Source organism: Paenibacillus sp. NPDC101420, from assembly GCF_050277435.1.
Classification (GTDB): Bacteria; Bacillota; Bacilli; order Paenibacillales; family Paenibacillaceae; genus Paenibacillus_AQ.
The window spans coordinates 1,314,530-1,332,683 of the sequence record NZ_JBNNSE010000002.1 but is presented as its reverse complement, the minus strand read 5'-3'; the positions used below and the strand labels follow the sequence as shown (position 1 = coordinate 1,332,683).

At 45.8% G+C, this 18,154-nt stretch carries 14 protein-coding genes; 1 reads left to right on the top strand and 13 read right to left on the bottom strand.

Going from position 1 to position 18,154, the window contains the following annotated elements:
* Positions 1-42: 42 nt before the first annotated feature.
* From ACQKMP_RS14945 to mutS, 6 genes are all read right to left on the bottom strand, one after another.
* On the bottom strand, positions 43-2,613 hold the full coding sequence (locus tag ACQKMP_RS14945) for a transglycosylase domain-containing protein (protein ID WP_042188891.1): 2,571 nt from the start codon (positions 2,611-2,613) through the stop codon (positions 43-45).
* 139 nt (positions 2,614-2,752) lie between these two features.
* Positions 2,753-2,992, bottom strand: a complete 240-nt coding sequence (gene hfq, locus ACQKMP_RS14940) for an RNA chaperone Hfq (protein ID WP_042128368.1) — start codon at positions 2,990-2,992, stop codon at positions 2,753-2,755.
* Between the two features lie 19 nt (positions 2,993-3,011).
* Positions 3,012-3,971 carry a tRNA (adenosine(37)-N6)-dimethylallyltransferase MiaA gene (miaA, locus tag ACQKMP_RS14935; protein ID WP_340974876.1) on the bottom strand — a complete coding sequence of 320 codons (960 nt, stop codon included), beginning with the start codon at positions 3,969-3,971 and terminating at the stop codon, positions 3,012-3,014.
* 10 nt (positions 3,972-3,981) lie between these two features.
* Positions 3,982-4,761 carry a class I SAM-dependent methyltransferase gene (locus tag ACQKMP_RS14930; RefSeq protein ID WP_427469653.1) on the bottom strand — a complete coding sequence of 260 codons (780 nt, stop codon included), beginning with the start codon at positions 4,759-4,761 and terminating at the stop codon, positions 3,982-3,984.
* A gap of 42 nt (positions 4,762-4,803) precedes the next feature.
* Complete coding sequence (mutL, locus tag ACQKMP_RS14925; RefSeq protein WP_081951145.1) at positions 4,804-6,789, bottom strand: DNA mismatch repair endonuclease MutL; 1,986 nt, start codon at positions 6,787-6,789, stop codon at positions 4,804-4,806.
* 32 nt (positions 6,790-6,821) lie between these two features.
* Positions 6,822-9,575 carry a DNA mismatch repair protein MutS gene (gene mutS, locus ACQKMP_RS14920; RefSeq protein ID WP_340970224.1) on the bottom strand — a complete coding sequence of 918 codons (2,754 nt, stop codon included), beginning with the start codon at positions 9,573-9,575 and terminating at the stop codon, positions 6,822-6,824.
* Positions 9,576-9,850: 275 nt separating this feature from the next.
* Between mutS and ACQKMP_RS14915 the strand changes: the two genes are divergently transcribed.
* Positions 9,851-10,648, top strand: a complete 798-nt coding sequence (locus ACQKMP_RS14915; protein ID WP_427469652.1) for a GNAT family N-acetyltransferase — start codon at positions 9,851-9,853, stop codon at positions 10,646-10,648.
* 114 nt (positions 10,649-10,762) lie between these two features.
* Here the strand turns inward: ACQKMP_RS14915 and ACQKMP_RS14910 are convergent, their stop codons facing one another.
* From ACQKMP_RS14910 to ACQKMP_RS14880, 7 genes are all read right to left on the bottom strand, one after another.
* Positions 10,763-11,656: a putative amidoligase domain-containing protein gene (locus tag ACQKMP_RS14910; protein ID WP_427469651.1), complete on the bottom strand. Its 894-nt coding sequence runs from the start codon at positions 11,654-11,656 to the stop codon at positions 10,763-10,765.
* Positions 11,657-12,363: 707 nt separating this feature from the next.
* Entirely contained in the window at positions 12,364-12,921 is a 558-nt protein-coding gene (locus ACQKMP_RS14905; protein WP_036687755.1) for an outer spore coat protein CotE, read from the bottom strand.
* A gap of 225 nt (positions 12,922-13,146) precedes the next feature.
* Positions 13,147-14,169: an HD-GYP domain-containing protein gene (locus tag ACQKMP_RS14900; RefSeq protein WP_052404322.1), complete on the bottom strand. Its 1,023-nt coding sequence runs from the start codon at positions 14,167-14,169 to the stop codon at positions 13,147-13,149.
* A 165-nt stretch (positions 14,170-14,334) separates the two neighbouring features.
* Entirely contained in the window at positions 14,335-15,321 is a 987-nt protein-coding gene (locus ACQKMP_RS14895; protein ID WP_042188904.1) for an aromatic acid exporter family protein, read from the bottom strand.
* Positions 15,322-15,416: 95 nt separating this feature from the next.
* Positions 15,417-16,253 (bottom strand): ABC transporter permease, encoded by an 837-nt coding sequence (locus ACQKMP_RS14890; RefSeq protein WP_427469650.1) that lies wholly within the window; start codon positions 16,251-16,253, stop codon positions 15,417-15,419.
* Entirely contained in the window at positions 16,253-17,029 is a 777-nt protein-coding gene (locus ACQKMP_RS14885; protein WP_379424025.1) for an ABC transporter ATP-binding protein, read from the bottom strand. The genes ACQKMP_RS14890 and ACQKMP_RS14885 overlap by 1 nt, the downstream gene beginning before the upstream one ends.
* Positions 17,030-17,082: 53 nt before the next feature.
* Positions 17,083-18,105, bottom strand: coding sequence for an ABC transporter substrate-binding protein (locus ACQKMP_RS14880; protein ID WP_427469649.1), 1,023 nt, complete (start codon positions 18,103-18,105; stop codon positions 17,083-17,085).
* Positions 18,106-18,154 lie beyond the last annotated feature (49 nt).

The window sequence follows — 18,154 nt, the reverse complement described above, 5'->3', positions numbered from 1 at the left end:
CCTCAGGAAAAGAAAAGCTAACTTCATAAATTCAAAGCATCACTATTGAACAGAAGAATCACCATTCATATTACTAGCCTCTTGATCAGGGCTTTGTGTTGCATTACCACTGTCATTCCCCGAACTTCCGCCTCCAGAAGGTACATCTGGCGGAGCAGTAGGTATCGGTGTTGCTGACGGTGGAGGCGTAGTGAATTCAGGCAAGGTTCCTGTTCCACCATTATTCCCGCTTCCATCGTTGCCACCACCATTATTACCACCGTTGCCATTATCCCAGCCATTGTCTCCACCATTCTCAGGGGTTGGTGTCGGGAGATTAGGATCAATGGTCGGCTCAGGTGTTGGCATCTCATCCTGCACAGAGACAGTAACCACATTCGATGGTTCACTTTCTACTTGGGTTGCAGGATCGTAGGAAGTAACATAATACTCGTAAACCAGACCAGGCATTGCACTAAAGTCTCCTGCACTAGTCGTGACCGTATTTAACAGTAAACCGAAATCAGCCTCGGATGTCTCTCTACGATAAATACGATATTCTACACCCGCAACAGGAACTGCCTGCCAGCCCAGATTTACTGTCATCGTAGATGGATCATAAGCTGCAGTAAGTCCACTAACATTCTTAGCTGGTTCAGGTGTTTCTGTAGGTGCAGGAGCGATTTCATTATCTAGCTGTGGGAAGGACTTCTTAGGAACATCCCTTAACGCTTCCTCCATCACTTTACCCCAGAATGCTGCGGCAAGCCCACTGCTATTCTTAAGCAGATGTTTCTTGCTTGGCTTGTCATAACCCATCCAAACAGCAGCTGTCCATTCAGGTGTATATCCCACAAACCAAACATCACGGTTCGAGCTGATTCCAGAATATCCACTTTGAGTCGTACCGGTCTTACCAGCAACTGGACGATCAATCCTTGCTTTTCTACCCGTACCACTCTCTACAACCTTTTGCATCATCTCGGTCATTTGATAAGCCGTTTGCTTACTCATAACACGCTCAGGCGTTGTATTAGCCTTGAAGACGGTCTCTCCACTACTATCAGTGATCGATTTAATGGAATATGATTCTCGAAGTTCACCGCCATTTGCAAAAGCACTGTAAGCTTGTGCCATTTCCAGTGTATTCGTTCCTTTGCTCATACCTCCGAGAGCCAGTGAGAGGTTCTTGTCCTCGTCTTCCAGTCCAATCCCCAATTTCTTGGCAAACTTAAATCCGGTATTCACTCCAATTTCATTAAGCAACCAGACCGAAGGAATATTCTCTGATTTCTGTATAGCATCACTCATACTAATACTCTTGGAATATCCGTGAAGGTTAGTTGGGCAATAGTTGGAAAAACACTGCTTCTCGTTGCTTAACGTAGAATACTTGTCGTACTTTCCAGTTTCCAGTGCTGGAGCATAAGCAACGATTGGTTTAAAGGCTGAACCAGGAGAACGTCGGCTGCCATTTACACGGCTATAGCCTTTTTTCTCATAATTCCGTCCACCTAGAAGTGCGACAATGCCGCCATTCTCTTGATTCACGATGGTCATAGAACCTTGTACCAGTTCGTCGTCTACACTCTTCTCGAAGTTATCACTGTCTGCAAAAGCATCTTCTACGGTTTCTTGAGCGTGCTTATCCATCGTGGTGTATATCTTGTAACCACCAATATTCAGATCATCTTCGGATAGTCCAAACTTCTCTTCTGCTTCTTCCACTGCGAAGTCAATAAAAGCTTGATAACGCTGTTTCTTTTCAGGTGGCTTATAATTATAATCCACGGCTTGTGCTTCGTCTCTCTCTTGCTCCGTAATATAACCTTGTTCGTACATGAGCTGAAGTACTACTGCACGACGTTCCTTTGAAAGATCCGGGTTACGCAGAGGGTTGTAACGAGACGGTCCCTTAGGCATCGCAGCCAGTGTCGCAATTTCCCAAACTTTCAGATCATTCAGATCACTCTTACCAAAATATCTTTCAGATGCTGCTTTAATTCCGTAGATCGTACCCCCAAAGTTTATTCGGTTCAGGTACATCGTAATGATCTCTTCTTTAGATTTCTGGTTCTCCAATGCTACAGCAATGGATACCTCAGTCGCTTTACGGAAAAATGTTTTATCCCGTGTCAAAAAGATGTTTTTAGCCAGCTGCTGAGTAATGGTACTACCACCTTCTACCATGCTGCGTGCAGCAATATCTTTTACCGCTGCCCGGCCGATTGACCATAAATCCACACCAGAATGCTCAAAGAAGCGTTTATCTTCTGTGGCCACAAAGGCATTGATCAATAACGGTGGAATCTTCTCATACTCTACAGGATCGCTTTTCTCAAGCGATAATTCGCCGATTAAATTAGCATTGCGGTCATATACTTTTGTAGTTTCATTTACGGTCAGTTTGTCTTGGTTCTCTAGGAGAAGTTTTTGCCCATTCAGCATAATGAACAGATAACCGCCAAGCGCACAGAAAATGGCCAACGCTGTAGCAAAGAACAAGCTCCACAGCACACGCTTTTTAGTCAAAAACTTCTTTTTCTTCTTACTTTTCGGTTTTGGTTTTGAATTGGTACTGGACGATCCTCTATTTCTATTGTTGTTCGTCCTTGATGTATCATCTCTAGACATGATGCCTCCTGACTCCCTTCCTTGAATAAATCATGTATGGACTTCTCTGAATGAAAAGAACAACCTTCTCAGGTTGCTCTCTCACACTCTATTCAAACGATTTATTAACAAGAAAGGTTTCACTTCAATTTTGTTAATGTTATTCTTCGTTACTATTGTCCTGCATAAGTGACACACTGCGCTGTGGTGTAAAAGTGGAAATCGCGTGCTTATACACCATTTGCTGGCGTCCATCACTGTCAATAACGATTGTAAAATTGTCGAATGCTTTAATAATTCCCCGGATTTGAAAACCGTTGGTCAAATATACTGTAGCAGGGATATTTTCTTTGCGTAGTTGGTTCAAGAATGTATCTTGGATGTTAATGGACTTGTTCATATGACGTACCCCCAATGGTTCAATTATATTGTTCAGAAGTATATTCAAGACCTGAGAGAAACTTTCCTGCTATTATAGCACGTATTTTCGAGAAATTCTCAGAAAAGTTTTGCTCACCTTCGACATCGATCCACTCGATTTCCTTCATGTGGCGAAACCATGACAACTGTCTTTTGGCGAATCGGCGAGTATCGCGTTTAAGCAGTATCACAGCTTCCTCAAGCGTCAGTTCCCCTGCGAGGTAAGCGGCAATTTCCTTGTAGCCCAGTCCCTGCATGGACACAAGGCTTCTGCTGTAGCCGTTTTCCAGCAGTCCCTTCACCTCAGCAACAAGACCATCCGCAAGCATGCTATCAATTCGGTCCTCAATACGTTTATATAGTATTTTCCGGTCCATTGTCAAACCGATAAGGCATAAGTCATAGGGCGACTCCTTCTTTTGAGCTGCATGAGAAGCAGAAAGTGTGGTGTTTGTCTGGTGATGAATTTCCAGTGCCCGTATAATTCTACGGCGGTCATTCGGATGCAATTTCGCTGCACTGACCGGATCAACGGCTTCAAGTCTGGCATGCAGTGCAAGCGCTCCATGTTCTTCTGCAAATTGATCCTGTTCTTTACGGAAAGCTTCGTCAGCCACAGCTTCAGAGAATTGAAAACCGTAACATAAGGACTCAATATAGAGACCCGTTCCCCCAACAATAAATGGAAGTTTCCCACGACTGCTTATCTCTTCGATAAGTCTGCTACCTTGTTCCTGAAATTCAGCAGCAGAATATGGGTCCTGTGGATCATGAATGTCGATTAGGTGGTGAGGAATTCCCATCATCTCAGCTGGAGTAATCTTAGCTGTACCAATATCCATACCACGATAAACCTGCATCGAATCTCCAGAAATAATCTCTGCGTTATATGCAGCCGCAAGCTCCAAACTTAACCTGGTTTTACCTACGGCTGTTGGTCCTAGTAAGACTAGAACCATATGTCTCTCTTTAGTTGTCAATGTGTATCACCCCGTACGATGTTTTGGAGTTGCTCCGGAGCAGCTCTATAAAGCCAAGCCTTTCGAATTCGCCGCTCAGAGCCTTTTCTTTCAAAAGAACAGTTTTACGTGCAACTCTTACCGCCTCAGCCACACTCTCTAGTGATAGTGCTGCACGATTAGCAAACTGCCGCAGCGGGGAAATCGAAGCAGAACCGGTCAGCGGCACTCGGAACATAGGATCGAAGTACACAATATCTACACTGCGATCCGGTAGAGCACGTAAGTAGTCCAAGTGTTCACTATGGACGACATTAATTCTACGCAAGGCCTCATTAACCCTTACTTGCCCAGAGGTATAATGCCGCATCCCTTCATAGAGCAGTGCATACAGCGGCAATGAGCTCTCCAGAGCGGTAATCTCTGAGGACTCGCCACCATGCACAGCAAATAGCAAAGAATCAGCACCAAGACCCGCTGTGCAATCTAGTACGCTATCTCCGGGAAGCATTCGAGCAGCGACAAGCATCGGTTCTATTTCACCCTTTAGAATCCGTTTCGCACGAACAAAACCCATGCTTGGGTGAAACTCCATAGGCTCCATCCCTAATCGGTGTAAACGAACGGCTTCTTGAGAAAGAATTAGTATATCCTCATCTCCGTAGTGTTCCACCATCTTGGGTATAGAGAATTTCTCGCGTGGAGCGTATTTACAGCCCGTTCTCTCTGCGAGATTCTGAGCTCGCTCTACAATATCCATTATCGGGCTATAACCCGTAGTTATAATCATGTTGCCTCCAGTCTTGCTATAAACAAATTTCTAATCGTACAATTACATCACCCGTTTGAACAATTTCTCTAAATCATAGGATGAAAAAGAAATCACAATCGGACGCCCATGTGGACAAGTATACGGCTGTCTGCATGCTGCCAGACGTGACAACAATGCCTCGACTTCCTGTTCTGTTAGTTTCTGGTTGGCTTTGATGGAGGCTTTACACGAGCATAGAATAGACGATTTCTCTCGTAGCTTTGCTAGGTCAATCAATCGTTCACTCAAGACCCACTCCGCCATTTCTTCAACGATCGCCTTCTCCTCGCCTTCAGGAAACCAATACGGCAAAGATCGAATCAGAAAAGTCTGTCCTCCAAAATGTTCAAGGTACACTCCAGCCTGCTGAAACCAATGTAGACGTTCACTAAGTTGACGACTTTCCGAAGGCGTGAACTCAAGTGTAATTGGCAAAAGCAGATCCTGAGAAGCGTCTTCAGGACGACCGAACTTCTCATAAAAAAACTCGTAATTTATGCGTTCGTGTGCCGCATGTTGATCAATGAGATACAGTCCGCCGTCATTCTGAGCGATAATATAAGTCCCATGATGCTGTCCGATATAATTTAGTTCCGGGAAGGCAGGAAGCCCAGGTTCTTCATCGACTGGCGGTGCCCATAACGCTTGGGCAGAAGGAATCTGCTTCTGCAGGGATGAAGTTTCTTGCGGGCGATACCCATTAGCATAGTTGTTGCTCACATTATTTTGACGTCCTTGTGAAGAGGAAGACTGGTATCCTGACCCGTAGGATGGAGCCGTTTCACGGGTCATCGGAGTATCAATCTGCCCCTCTTTTCTGATCTCCCTGGCGCTCTGTTCAACATTTGATGGTTGTTGTCTACTAAAGGAACTACCAGATCCCTGAGGAACTGGATCCTTGCCCACCTCAGACGGTGGGGGTGCCGGAACTGACCCTTTAGAAAAAGCAAACTGCTCCTGTATAAATGAACTGCTGCCCTTTGGCCCAATGGTTTCTTTACCGGGACGCGGTATCAAACTTTGCCCTAACAACACTTTACGAATTTCTTGTTCAACAAACGTGTAAAGCTCATTCTCCTTACTAAACCGAACCTCCAGCTTAGCTGGATGAACATTGACATCCACAAGTGAAGGATGCATGTCCAGTTCGAGCACCAGCAGTGGATAGCGATTAATCGGAAGTAAAGTATGATAAGCACGCATGATCGCTGCGTTCAGACCATTGCTGCGAATATATCGTCCTCCCACAATGGTAGTCACTGCGTTTCGATTTGAGCGTGTCCATTCCGGACGACTTATATAACCAGAAATACGATAATCCAAGTCCTCTGCCGTAATCGGCAACATAGCCTTAGCTGCGGAGGTTCCGTACACCGCTGCGATCACTTGCAGCAGATCACCATTACCAAGCGTGTGCAGCAGCTGATTGCCATTATGATGCAAGGTAAAAGAGATTCCCGGATGGGCTAACGCCATTCGATACATGGCATCCGATATATGACCAAGCTCCGTCTGGATACTCTTCATGTATTTCAGCCGTGCCGGTGTGTTAAAAAATAATTCACGCACCGCTAAATCGCTCCCACGGCCCGAAGGGGAATCTTCATTCCGAATTAAATTACCACCCTCAATATCAATCAGGCGTCCTTTGCCGTCATCGGCAGTAGCCGTTAGAAGAGAGACTTTGGATACCGCAGCAATACTGGGGAGCGCCTCACCACGGAACCCTAAGCTAGTGATCTGGAATAGATCACGCCCATTAGCGATTTTACTTGTAGCATGGCGATAAAAAGCGGTCTCGCAATCCTCAGGCTCGATCCCTGAGCCGTTATCTTTCACTCGGATGCTCTGTAAACCGCCTTCCTCCACCGAAACCTCAATCCTTGTGCTTCCTGCGTCAATAGCATTCTCAACTAGCTCCTTCACAACAGAAGCTGGTCGCTCTACAACTTCACCCGCAGCAATCTGGTTGGCAATATGCTCGTCCAATATATGAATTTTGGCCAATTTCATTCACCTCTTATTTAGGCAATCAATAATTAAAGATCCTTTGCTTTCATCTTCAGGTCGTTCAGCAGACTCATAGCCTGAAGCGGAGTCATATTCATAAGATCTGCGTTACGCACAGAAGTGATGAATTCTTTTATCGCAGGATTCTCTTGTACTTCAGTTACTACAGCCGACTGATTTGCACTACCTTTCCGATTCTTACGTGGTTCTTCCTCGCCAAAGATAGACAGTTGAACTACTTCATCTGCTATTGATGAATAGGAGTCTGCAGGAATCCCCGAAGTTTCTGCGATGACATTATCGGGTTGTTGGGTAGATGTAGTTGCGACCTCTTTTGCAGCGGCCTGACTTTCTAGTCCACCCCCATAATGAATAGAGGAACCACCTGGATGAGCCGCCTGCTCGATACTCTGAAGCAGACCGTAAGCACGATCAATGATCCCTTCAGGAAGCCCAGCTAGGCGTGCACAATAAATCCCATAGCTACTGTCTGCCGCTCCCGGAACAAGCTTACGCAGGAAGTTAACTTTATCCCCGCTCTCCTGTACGGCCATAGAGTAATTCTTAAGCCCTTTAAGACTTTCTTCTAAGTGAGCCAATTCATGAAAATGCGTCGAAACTAAAGCTTTGCAAGAAATGGTATCGTGCACATACTCAATTACCGCTTGTGCAATCGCCATGCCCTCACTCGTCGATGTTCCTCTACCAAGCTCATCTATGATAATTAAACTCCGGGCTGTTGCTTTTTCTGTCATGACCTGTATGTCGGCCATTTCTACCATAAATGTACTCTGACCTCCGATCAAATCATCAGCTGCCCCAATACGAGTAAAGATTCGATCAATTAGCGGAACTTCTGCACTGGTGGCTGGAACGAAACAGCCAATTTGAGCCATAATACAAATGAGTGCAACCTGCCGCATATAGGTACTTTTCCCAGCCATATTAGGACCAGTGATCAAAAGAATATTTCCATCTTCTTTACTTAGCGTACTTCCGTTTGCTATAAATGCCGAATCCTTTAACACAGCCTCCACGACAGGATGCCGACCACCTTCAAGTCGAAGATCGTACCCATCCGATAGGACGGGTTTTACGAAGCGATGCTCGGCACTGACGGCTGCCAGACATTGATACACATCAATCTCAGCTACCTTTTCTGCAAGATTCTGCAGTCGCGGAATTTGGCCGCTGATTCGATCACGCAGTTCAGTAAACAGGCTGTACTCCAAATCTGTCATTTTATCTTGCGCTTCAAGAATCAGTGCCTCTTTCTCTTTAAGCTCAGGTGTAACAAATCGCTCTGCATTTGCAAGCGTCTGCTTACGTTCATAACGCCCTTCCGGCAACGAAGCCAGATTGGATTTGGTGATCTCTATGAAATAACCGAAGATTTTGTTATATCCGATCTTCAGTGATTTGATGCCAGTGGCTTGGCGTTCTTTCGCTTCCAGTTCGGCGATCCAACGTTTACCATTACTGCTAGCTTCCCGCAGCTCGTCCAACCGGGCATGATAACCAGAACGGATAATTCCTCCGTCTCTCACGGACACCGGCGCATCTTCAACAATTGCTCGATCTATATCCTCCCGTATCTCGGCACATTCATCCATGCTAGCACCGATCTCGCGTAGGGTTGCAGATCCCGAAGTCATACATAATTCCTTCAAAGCAGGGATTTGTGCCAGTGATAGCTTTAAGGCATTCATGTCACGACCATTCGCACTACCAAAGGCAATACGACCTACCAGCCGCTCTAAATCATAAATTTCCTTCAACGCTAAACGCAGGTCCTCTCGAACAATAAACTGATTGTACAAATAATCAACTGCTTCTAGACGACGTTCGATCGGAGCGCGCTGCAATAGCGGTTTATCTATTCTGCGACGTAACAATCGCGCACCCATGGATGTTTCGGTACGGTCTAGTAGCCATAGAAGAGATCCTTTTTTAGAACGTTCTCGGACCGTCTCTGTTAGCTCCAGATTTCGGCGTGTGAACGGATCAAGAATCATATAATTACCTGGTTCATAAGGAGAAATTTGACTAAGTTGTCCCATTGAACGCCGTTGTGTCTCGTTTAGATAGGAGATTAGCAGTGCTAGACATTGTCCACGTTCTTTCTCCAGACGAACCCATGCGGCTTCACCGAATTGTCGACGTGCCAGCTCCTCCTCACGTTTCTCCCAAGGTGTGTACACAACAGGTTTCGCCAACAGAGGCGTTTCACTACGTAAAAGCTCCAATAACGTCGGGTCTCCGATGATCTCAGCCGGTTCATAAATGCCAATCTCATCGCGCAGCCACTCTGCACCAGATAACACTGAAGTAACATACAATTCACCTGTAGTTAAATCACATGCAGCTAATGCCATCATCCCATCACTTTCGGTTACACAAACAAGATAATTGTTGCTTTTGTCGGCAATGATTTTTCCATCCATAACTGTTCCAGGTGTCACGACACGTACGATATCCCGTTTCACCATTCCCTTTGTGACAGAAGCATCCTCTAATTGCTCACAAATAGCGACTTTATATCCTTTTTCAATCAGGCGTTGAATATAACCCTCGGCGGCGTGATAAGGTACTCCACACATCGGGATCTTCTCTGCGCCCCCGCCTTCGCGACCTGTCAACGTAATTTCAAGCTCCTTGGAAGCCAAAATGGCATCTTCAAAGAACATTTCATAGAAATCGCCCAGTCTAAAAAATAGGAAGGCATCCTTTGCCCCTTCCTTCACTTTTAAATATTGCTCAATCATCGGCGTATATTGTGCCATGGTCAACCTCCATGCCTATTTATTGCTGTCCTCCATTATAACAGAAAATTTGCGTACAAAGTCACCATGCAACCGCATAGAAGTTCATTCTTCTCGATCCTCAGACAAAAAATCACGAAATCCGACACTATTACTGAAGCTCAATGTGTAGTACCTTCTGTATATATTTCAAGCATCCATCGTTCATTAGAAAGAGGTGTATTCTTCTGCTTTTTAATATTGTAAAATCTTAACACAGAGCGTTAGATCATAAGAAAATAAAAGGAGAATATCAAATGATAAGAAGACTTACGGAGGATGATCGGGAACTTCTAATGGCGTTGCTACAGAAAGAGCCTGCTCTTAATTTGTTCATCATTGGAGATGTAGAGAATTTCGGGTTTGAACAGGATTTTATGGCATTGTGGGGAGAGATAGATCCAACTGACGGCCTTATAAAAGCCGTTTTATTACGTTTTTATAGAAGCTATCTTCCTTACGCGGATGGGCCGTTTGATGTGGAAGGATTCGCTACTATCATGCGACAAGATAACGATATTCATATGATTTCTGCTGTAACCGAAGTGGTAAAAGCCTTTGACGGAGTAATTAACTTTAAACAAGAAAAGCAATTGTACTTTGCTGAGCTTAAGGAAATGAATACCAAAATTAAACAGTACTCTTCTTCCGTTGATAACATTAATAAAGCAACCATCCAGGATGTGGAAGCGATTTGTTCGCTTACGGATACAATAGAAGAGTTTGAAAGCAGTCGGGATGGATCGAGAACTAGCCTACGTAAAACATTGGCGACTGGCACTGGCCGTACGTATTATATGAAACGTGAAGATCAGGTGATTACAACGGCCTCAACATCAGCGGAAAATTCCATGTCAGCTATGATCGTAGGGGTTGCCACTCATCAAGCATTCAGAGAGCAAGGATTAGCTACAAGCGTAGTTGCACAGCTATGCACAGACTTGCTCTCTGAAGGGAAATCTTTATGCCTCTTTTATGACAACCCTCATGCTGGGGTCATTTACAAACGACTTGGATTTCAAGATATCGGCTCTTGGAGCATCATGTACATGTAGACAAGCATAAACGCCTTCGGCGTCCTTATTAGGACGGTAAGCGTTTATGCGAGAAATATTAGATATAAGGGATATGTGAAAAACTAATACTTTCTAATATTTTGAAATATAAGCTCAAGCTTTAACTTTGCTGCACCACAGCTCACGGATATCGCGAGATTCATCCCACGTTCGTTTAGAGGCGATATACTGAAATAAAGGCTCTATGTATTGGGCGGCCTTCTCGTAGCCGCCTAGAGAGCGTAGCTGCGCCAGCAGAGGGGGTACTGCGTCGCGCAGCGGGGATTTATCGCCGCCGTAGTAGGCGATATGCAGGTCTTCCCGGTCGAGCGGGCGCAGCGTCAGGTCTTCATAATGGCTCACGATAAGATGAGCCAGATAGACCGCGCCTTTAGCGATGACCGGGGATACCAGGAAGCTCGGCAAAGTCCGGTACTCAAAGCCGCCATGCGGCTGAATCCGGAAATCGCCGAGCACACCGTAACGAGGACGACGCGCCCCTGCGCGGACGTCCTCAAGCAAAAGCATCGGCAGCGCGAGATAGTTGTCGAGCGCGCGCAAGAGCGGCGCCGTCAGCGTCACGCCGCTGAAGTGCAAATGGCCGCCGAGGGCCCAGCCCGTCAGCGGCATGCCTCCCGCCTGCCAGCGCAGCGTGCGGTCGGCGATGAGCCGGTCCGCCGTAGCCGCGGCGGACATCAGCTGCGCCAGCAGCGCGCGTGGTTCCCCGCGCGGCTGAGGGCGCAGCTCGGCAACCGGGAACGCGCCGCGCGTTCCCGGAGGTCCGGCGTCGCAGCCTGCGACGCCGTCCGTCGGCAGGTACCGCGACGCAGGCACGACGCGGCCCGTGGACTCCCGGAGGATGATAAACTCCGGGTCCATACCCATGAGCAGGCCGCTGCGGCCTGGCTGCTCCAGAGCAAGGCTCCGTTCCAGCGCTAATGCTGCGGAACGATAAGGCTCTGGCAATGATTTGCCGGAACTCTGTAGTAGTGGAGTGACTCCCTCCACGACATACCTCCGGTTCCCCATTGCCCTCAGGAGGACCTCACCGCTATCCAGCCCCAAGCTGTACAAAGTCCGAACAGCAATACGCTGAAGTAATTTCATTACTCCACGCCATACTCCTGGTGCAGCCCCCATTGATTCACTGCTATCGACTCTATCCATTCGCACAGCCCCGGCTAGCAAATCGGAGGCTGCGCGCATACCTGGGCCTGCTCCTAGTGGAGTGATCTGCAGAACGCTCAAATTATACACGAGTATGTTATAGCACTGTTTATGGGCCTTATCGGAAGGTAGAGTATCATATGTATCTTCTAAGCGATTGCTTTCACCAGAGATCTGGTTTCTCCGCAGAGATGCTTCTGAGCCCTTCATTCGCAACAGTTCCTGCTTACTAGACGAAGTAAGCGTCGCTTCAATCCCGCTCCGAAATAATCTGGACTCTCTTTGTGCTGATGACAATCCCGAATACACCTTAAACCCCTCATTCATTCTCCTGCCCCTCCATCCATCGCAGCCCAAGATTGAAAGCCCTGCAGTAGCACTTCTTGCCCATTCATACAGACCAGGTTGTTCTTAATCCACTCAGGTTCCATTTTTAATTCTAAAAATAAATAAAAAAAAGGAGGGCATTCGCCCTCTACGCCGCCGCCCTCCCTACATATAATGGACCATAACCCATCAGTACTCAGTTAACGGCGGCGTATCCTTCCTTACAGTTCATCATCCAGATTGTCAGGGTCTAGATCATCGTAATCGAAGCTATCACCTTCAAAATCATAATCCTTGTCTTCTGGATCATCGCTTTGCTCAGTGACATACACACGGACTTTGGTCTCAGCCACCAACTCCACTTCGAATTCGCGCTCTACGCGAAGTGTCACACTGCCTCCGCCTGGCGATACGCCCGCTTCTACACAGTTGGGTTCCTGCGTTGCCTCCGCAGAGACCTCAACGGTAGAAGTGCGGTGTCTCGTGTCCAGGTAGGAAAGCGGAATGAGCTCCACATAGGAGACCGTTTCTTTAGCTACCTCGGTCTGCTTGTTCTTGTCGTACGAGTACCAGATGTTTACATCGTAAGTACCAATTACTTCGATTCCGTTCCCGGCGGCAACCGCTTCGTACTGGTGGTTGATAATCCAAGCCCCCAGAATACTAGTCGGGTGATGTGGCGGAGTCACGGTATGGGTTGCTGTAGAGAACTTACGACCTTTGCCGCAAATTGCCTTCGTAATGATCTCCCTTGTTTGACGTTTATGGCTTAATGACATCTTTAAACCTCCTCCATACAATCATTCACTATCAAGTGTATGCAGGTTCTAGGCATTTGTTGATTGTTAGTCTATAAATAAATTTGAGTAAGCCCTCCAGAGGGTCTTATCAGAAGACTTATAGTTCATTTTATTTCAAAATTTGTACAGATATGAGTAGATTATAAAAATGGTCCAGCCTGATACATATCCATTCTGAACGTTAAAAAAACCTTATAAAGTCCGCTATTGCGGGATTACGCGCATAATACCAATAGATCTATGTTTGCTCAGGTCAATAAAATCGTCATCAATATTCACGAGGGGACGCAGTGGATCAGTAGCAAGAATCATAATGATTTTTCCTGTCCGTCCATCTGTCAATTCCACTTCATTCCCTATCATTGACTGCATTAACTTATTAATAAAGACTCTACAAATATAAGGGTCAAGCTTGCCAAATACGTTTTCCTCCATCTGCAGCAACACTTCATAAAGAGGTGAAGCTTTACGATAAAACCGGTCGGATGTCATCGCATGGAACACGTCTGCTACTGCAACAATTTTACTGAAATCAGTGATGCGATTCCCAAGTACGCCGAATGGATAACCACTGCCGTCCATTCTTTCATGATGCTGCAGGGCGACGAGCGCTTGCAAATGATTGGTTCCAATAGTGTCCCGGATCATCTCGTAACCATAGGTCGTATGCTTTTTCATAAGCTGATACTCCTCTGCGGTCAACGGGCCTGGCCGGGTTAATAATTCATCCGGAATCCTCATTTTTCCGATATCATGAAGGGTCGCTGCGATCGTCAGCATACTCAAATCCTCAGGCTTTAATTTTAGCCATTTCCCTAGCAATGTAGATAAAATACCAACCGCTACATTATGTCTGTATGTATAATCATCCTTGGACTGCAATGCAGCCAATACGCCGTAGAAGTCATTCTTTTCACTTACCTGCTGAATAAACGGAATGACTTCATTTCTAACTTCAAGCATAGGAATTCGTTTGTTTTTGTTATGACGAAGCTGTTCAAAAATATTCTCTATCGCAGCTGTGCAATCATCGATTGCAAGTTGGAAAAATTCCGCGCTATCCAGCTGTACGACGTCATGAGACTCTAGGGTGATCTTATGTTGATTGATTAATCGTATATGCTCAGCACTTAATAAAGTCAATGCGGGTAAAACAAATACTCCTTTGTCATTAAAAAGGTTAGCTATAAGCTGTTTTCCTATAAATGATTCCATAACTTTGTCCATACGCCTCACCTGCCAATGCGGAAAATTCGACTACCGAACTTCCTGCTATTATTTGAACTCACCATAAAATCGTTAATCATATCCTGTGATCAACTTTTAGCTCATACATATCTTATCGTGATTTTGACAGAGATAGTTAATACTTCAGTTTATTAAAGCCTCAATTTAAGCCTTATTTCGAATCTTCAAACGTTTCTCCGGCTTGTAACTGACCGGGATTTTATGCCGCTTAGCGATCTTTAAATAAAGTGCCAGTTCCCTGCATAACTGAAGAATAGCTGAGCGCACTTCAAATTCCTCACGTGTCTCTGGCAGATCCATTTCTTCAAATTCTCTTGTTAGCTCGTCCAGTAAATGTTCAGTTCGTCCAGTATATTCTTCCGCAAGCACATCCCCGCTAAGCTGGTCAAATAACTCAGCAACCATCTCCCCATGCGGTAAATGGCGATACACTTGAGAAAGCAGCTGCATCATACTTTGAATCGATTCCAGTTGCTCCTTCCGCATGTAGAAATAAACATTCCATGCTTCATCAGGATGAATAACATGATTCTCCATCTCACGGGTAGCTGCCGTTAATCCCCGCTGCACTGTATTATCTGCGTCAATTAATTCTTTGCCGTCCCAAATATAAGCAGGATCTCGAAGCGTTCGGGCCATCTGGGTAAAAATAACCGAAAAATAGCGATCCACTTCCTTACGGATTCCATAAATGACCCCACCAGTCTGAGGCATGTAAATCAAGTTTACCAGCCCTGCTGAACCGAGCCCAATAGCCAGAAGCTCTATTTGCTGCAACAGGACATGGAGCGATAGTTCAGCTTGTCCAAACACGCGAAACACGATAACCGAGCTGGTGACAATTCCTTCTTTGTAGCCAGACTTTACAATCATCGGAAAGCCCACGAGTACATACAGCCCGAGCACCCAGTAATGGAACCCTAGAAGCCAGAATAGGATGCAGCCAAAAAAGAGTCCCACGAGCGAGGCTAAAAAACGAGCCGTTATCGTTCGGAAACTCCTTTTCAAAGTAACCTCTACACCCAAAATTGCCAGCAAGCCTGCACTCTGCGCATTAGGTATACCCACTGCAGACGCAACTAGTACGGATAATAACGTAGCTGCTGCTGTTTTTATCACACGAAATCCCATAGCCTTATCTCTCCTTACAAGCACTAACCCAATAAATAGGTAAAGATATAGACATGTTACAAGATTTTGTGTACGGACACAATATTACATAAGGTTCATCGCCGGGATAACAGCCGCTTCTCAAGATATACCACTAATTGATACATTGCTGTAGCCACGGCCGCGATAATCAAAAGACTGGACATCACTAACGTGAAATTAAAGACCTGGAAACCATAAATAATCAGATAACCCAGACCCGATTTAGCAACCAGGAACTCCCCTACGATAACTCCTACCCATGACATCCCCACATTCACCTTTAAGGTGGAGACCACCGTCGGGAACGAGGCTGGAAGAATTACTTTAAAGAACACCTGAACTCTGGAAGCTCCGAAGGAACGAACCACCTTGACCAGATTCGGATCCACACTGCAAAAACTATTGTACACAACAAGCGTCGTTATAATCACCGTTATAGATAAAGTAGTAACAACGATAGCAGTGAATCCGGCTCCGAACATGACGATAAAAATCGGCCCCAGCGCCACCTTCGGCATACTGTTAAATACGACCATATACGGATCAAGCACTGCTGATAAAAAAGGAGACCACCAAATGATCACAGCAAGAAGTGTCCCTAATAGCGTTCCTAGTACAAACCCTACCGCAGTCTCACCTACCGTCATCCCCAGATGCGGCCACAAGCTTCCACTGACCATATCTCCCCAGATCTGCCGGAAGATTTTTGTGGGATAGCTGAATAATAACTCATCAATCCAGCCCATTCTTGCGCCAGCTTCCCAGAGAACAAAAAACAGCAGTAACAGGCTGCTCCTTACAACAATCACCTGATTGCGCCAGCGGTGCTTCGTTTTTTTATAATCGCCTTGCAATTGTTGTAGCCACTGTTCACGGGAAGCTAATAACCCCGATTGCTCCGTATGCTTCATTAGCTTTCCCTCCCTGCAATCTCCATCTCTTTCCATATTTCATGAAAAAGCTCCGAAAAGCCTGGCTGATCACGTGCAAATAGCGGAGGTGCTGACCGGATTTGCTCTGGCACTGAAAATACTTTTCGGATCTTCCCTGGATTTCGTTGTAGAAGAATAACACTACTGCTTACCGCAATGGCCTCAGATAGATCATGAGTAACTAATATCGCAGTTGTCCCCCTGCTGCGTAAGGTCTCAGAGACCAAATCTTCCAGCTGTAATTTGATCTGGTAATCAAGTGCCGAGAACGGCTCGTCTAGTAGAAGGAGTCCAGGATTCGTTGCCAAGGTGCGTACCAGAGCCACTCTCTGCCGCATCCCACCTGATAACTGAGTAGGAAGGGCGTGCTCTTTGCCTTCTAAGCCCATCTCTCGAAGTAGCTCCAACGTCCGCTTTTTGCTCTCCTCGTTCAAGTTTCCAGTCAGCTCTAGTCCTAGAATGGCATTGTCCAGAATACTCCGCCAAGGAAAAAGATAATCCTGCTGCAGCATATACCCAACCTCTGGTGAGGGTCCCATAATGGGCTCTCCATTTACGAACACTTCGCCTTGAGATGGCTGCAGCAGTCCTGCAATAATCGATAGGAGAGTCGTCTTACCGCAACCACTTGGTCCGACTAAGCTAACGAACTCCCCTTGCTCGACATTAAGGTTCAGGTCCTCAACGGCCAGTGAAGCTTCACGGTCGCCAAGATAGGCATGCGTTACTCCCTTTAATTGCACTACTGGAAGCATTGTCAGCCCCTCCTTCAATTTTACACATCTAATTTAGGATCTTTGGTTCTCTCTTATTTTGAAGTGCTGCTCTTTATGCTTTTCTCAGCTTTCTCAGCAAAACTGTTATTCACTATTTTGTCAACGGGAACGCGTTCTTTAAGCTCACCAGCATTATCAATGACATCGAGCAAATTGTTCCATTCTTCTTGATCTATAATTGGATTAACCGCATAGGTATCCTGTTCCTTATAACGTTTGACTGCAGAAACGACGATATCTTTATCTGTCTTATCAAAATAAGTCATTATCGCATCCGCAATTTCTTCAGGGCTATGTTCCTTCACCCAAAGCTGAGCACGCTGGATCGCATTTGTGAACTTCTGTACCGTATCTCCATTTTTACTAATATAGCTGTTCTTAGACATAAACACGGTGTACGGTAAATAGCCGCTTTCCACACCAAACGAAGCCACTACTGCCCCTCGGTTCTCACGTTCAAAGATTGAAGCCTGTGGTTCAAACAGCTGCACATAATCGCCTGTACCTGAAGCAAAAGCACCTGCAATATTAGCAAAGTCAATATTTTGGATCAAGGTAATGTCTTTGGTAGGATCTATTCCTTTTTTAGATAAAGTAAACGCACCTGCCATCTGTGGCATTCCGCCTTTTCTTTGCCCCAGGAAGGTAGAACCCTTCACTTTATCCCAGTTAAACGCTCCGTCAGCTTTACGGGCAAACAGGAACGTTCCATCCCTCTGAGTAAGCTGTGCAAAATTAATAACCGGATCATCTGAACCCTGTTGATACACATAAATGGAGGTTTCAGAACCTACCAATGCAACATCGATGGCACCTGAGAGGAGTGCAGTCATGGTTTTATCTCCACCGGGGATCGTCTGTAGCTCTACGTCAAGTCCTTCGTCTTTAAAGAAATTTTGTGATAAGGCAACATATTCGGGTGCATAAAAGACAGAACGGGTGACTTCACCAATCTTCACCTTTACCAACTCTGACTTTCCGCCGCAACCGGCAAGCACTGAAAAGCATAAAGTAATGATCATGAGCGACAATGACAGCTTTTTCCTAATCTTCATTCTTCATTCTCCTTTCTTACCGGGTCCTTCGCCCTTGCTTAAAGCATAT

Bases quoted from the DNA above. Each gene is read 5' to 3' on its own strand.
- ACQKMP_RS14900 (WP_052404322.1), bottom strand. From the start codon at position 14,169: ATGGACAAAGTTATGGAATCATTTATAGGAAAACAGCTTATAGCTAAC.
- hfq (WP_042128368.1), bottom strand. From the start codon at position 2,992: ATGAACAAGTCCATTAACATCCAAGATACATTCTTGAACCAACTACGC.
- ACQKMP_RS14930 (WP_427469653.1), bottom strand. From the start codon at position 4,761: ATGATTATAACTACGGGTTATAGCCCGATAATGGATATTGTAGAGCGA.
- ACQKMP_RS14945 (WP_042188891.1), bottom strand. From the start codon at position 2,613: ATGTCTAGAGATGATACATCAAGGACGAACAACAATAGAAATAGAGGA.
- ACQKMP_RS14890 (WP_427469650.1), bottom strand. From the start codon at position 16,253: ATGAAGCATACGGAGCAATCGGGGTTATTAGCTTCCCGTGAACAGTGG.
- ACQKMP_RS14915 (WP_427469652.1), top strand. From the start codon at position 9,851: ATGATAAGAAGACTTACGGAGGATGATCGGGAACTTCTAATGGCGTTG.
- ACQKMP_RS14885 (WP_379424025.1), bottom strand. From the start codon at position 17,029: ATGCTTCCAGTAGTGCAATTAAAGGGAGTAACGCATGCCTATCTTGGC.
- mutS (WP_340970224.1), bottom strand. From the start codon at position 9,575: ATGGCACAATATACGCCGATGATTGAGCAATATTTAAAAGTGAAGGAA.
- ACQKMP_RS14880 (WP_427469649.1), bottom strand. From the start codon at position 18,105: ATGAAGATTAGGAAAAAGCTGTCATTGTCGCTCATGATCATTACTTTA.
- ACQKMP_RS14895 (WP_042188904.1), bottom strand. From the start codon at position 15,321: ATGGGATTTCGTGTGATAAAAACAGCAGCAGCTACGTTATTATCCGTA.
- miaA (WP_340974876.1), bottom strand. From the start codon at position 3,971: ATGGTTCTAGTCTTACTAGGACCAACAGCCGTAGGTAAAACCAGGTTA.
- ACQKMP_RS14905 (WP_036687755.1), bottom strand. From the start codon at position 12,921: ATGTCATTAAGCCATAAACGTCAAACAAGGGAGATCATTACGAAGGCA.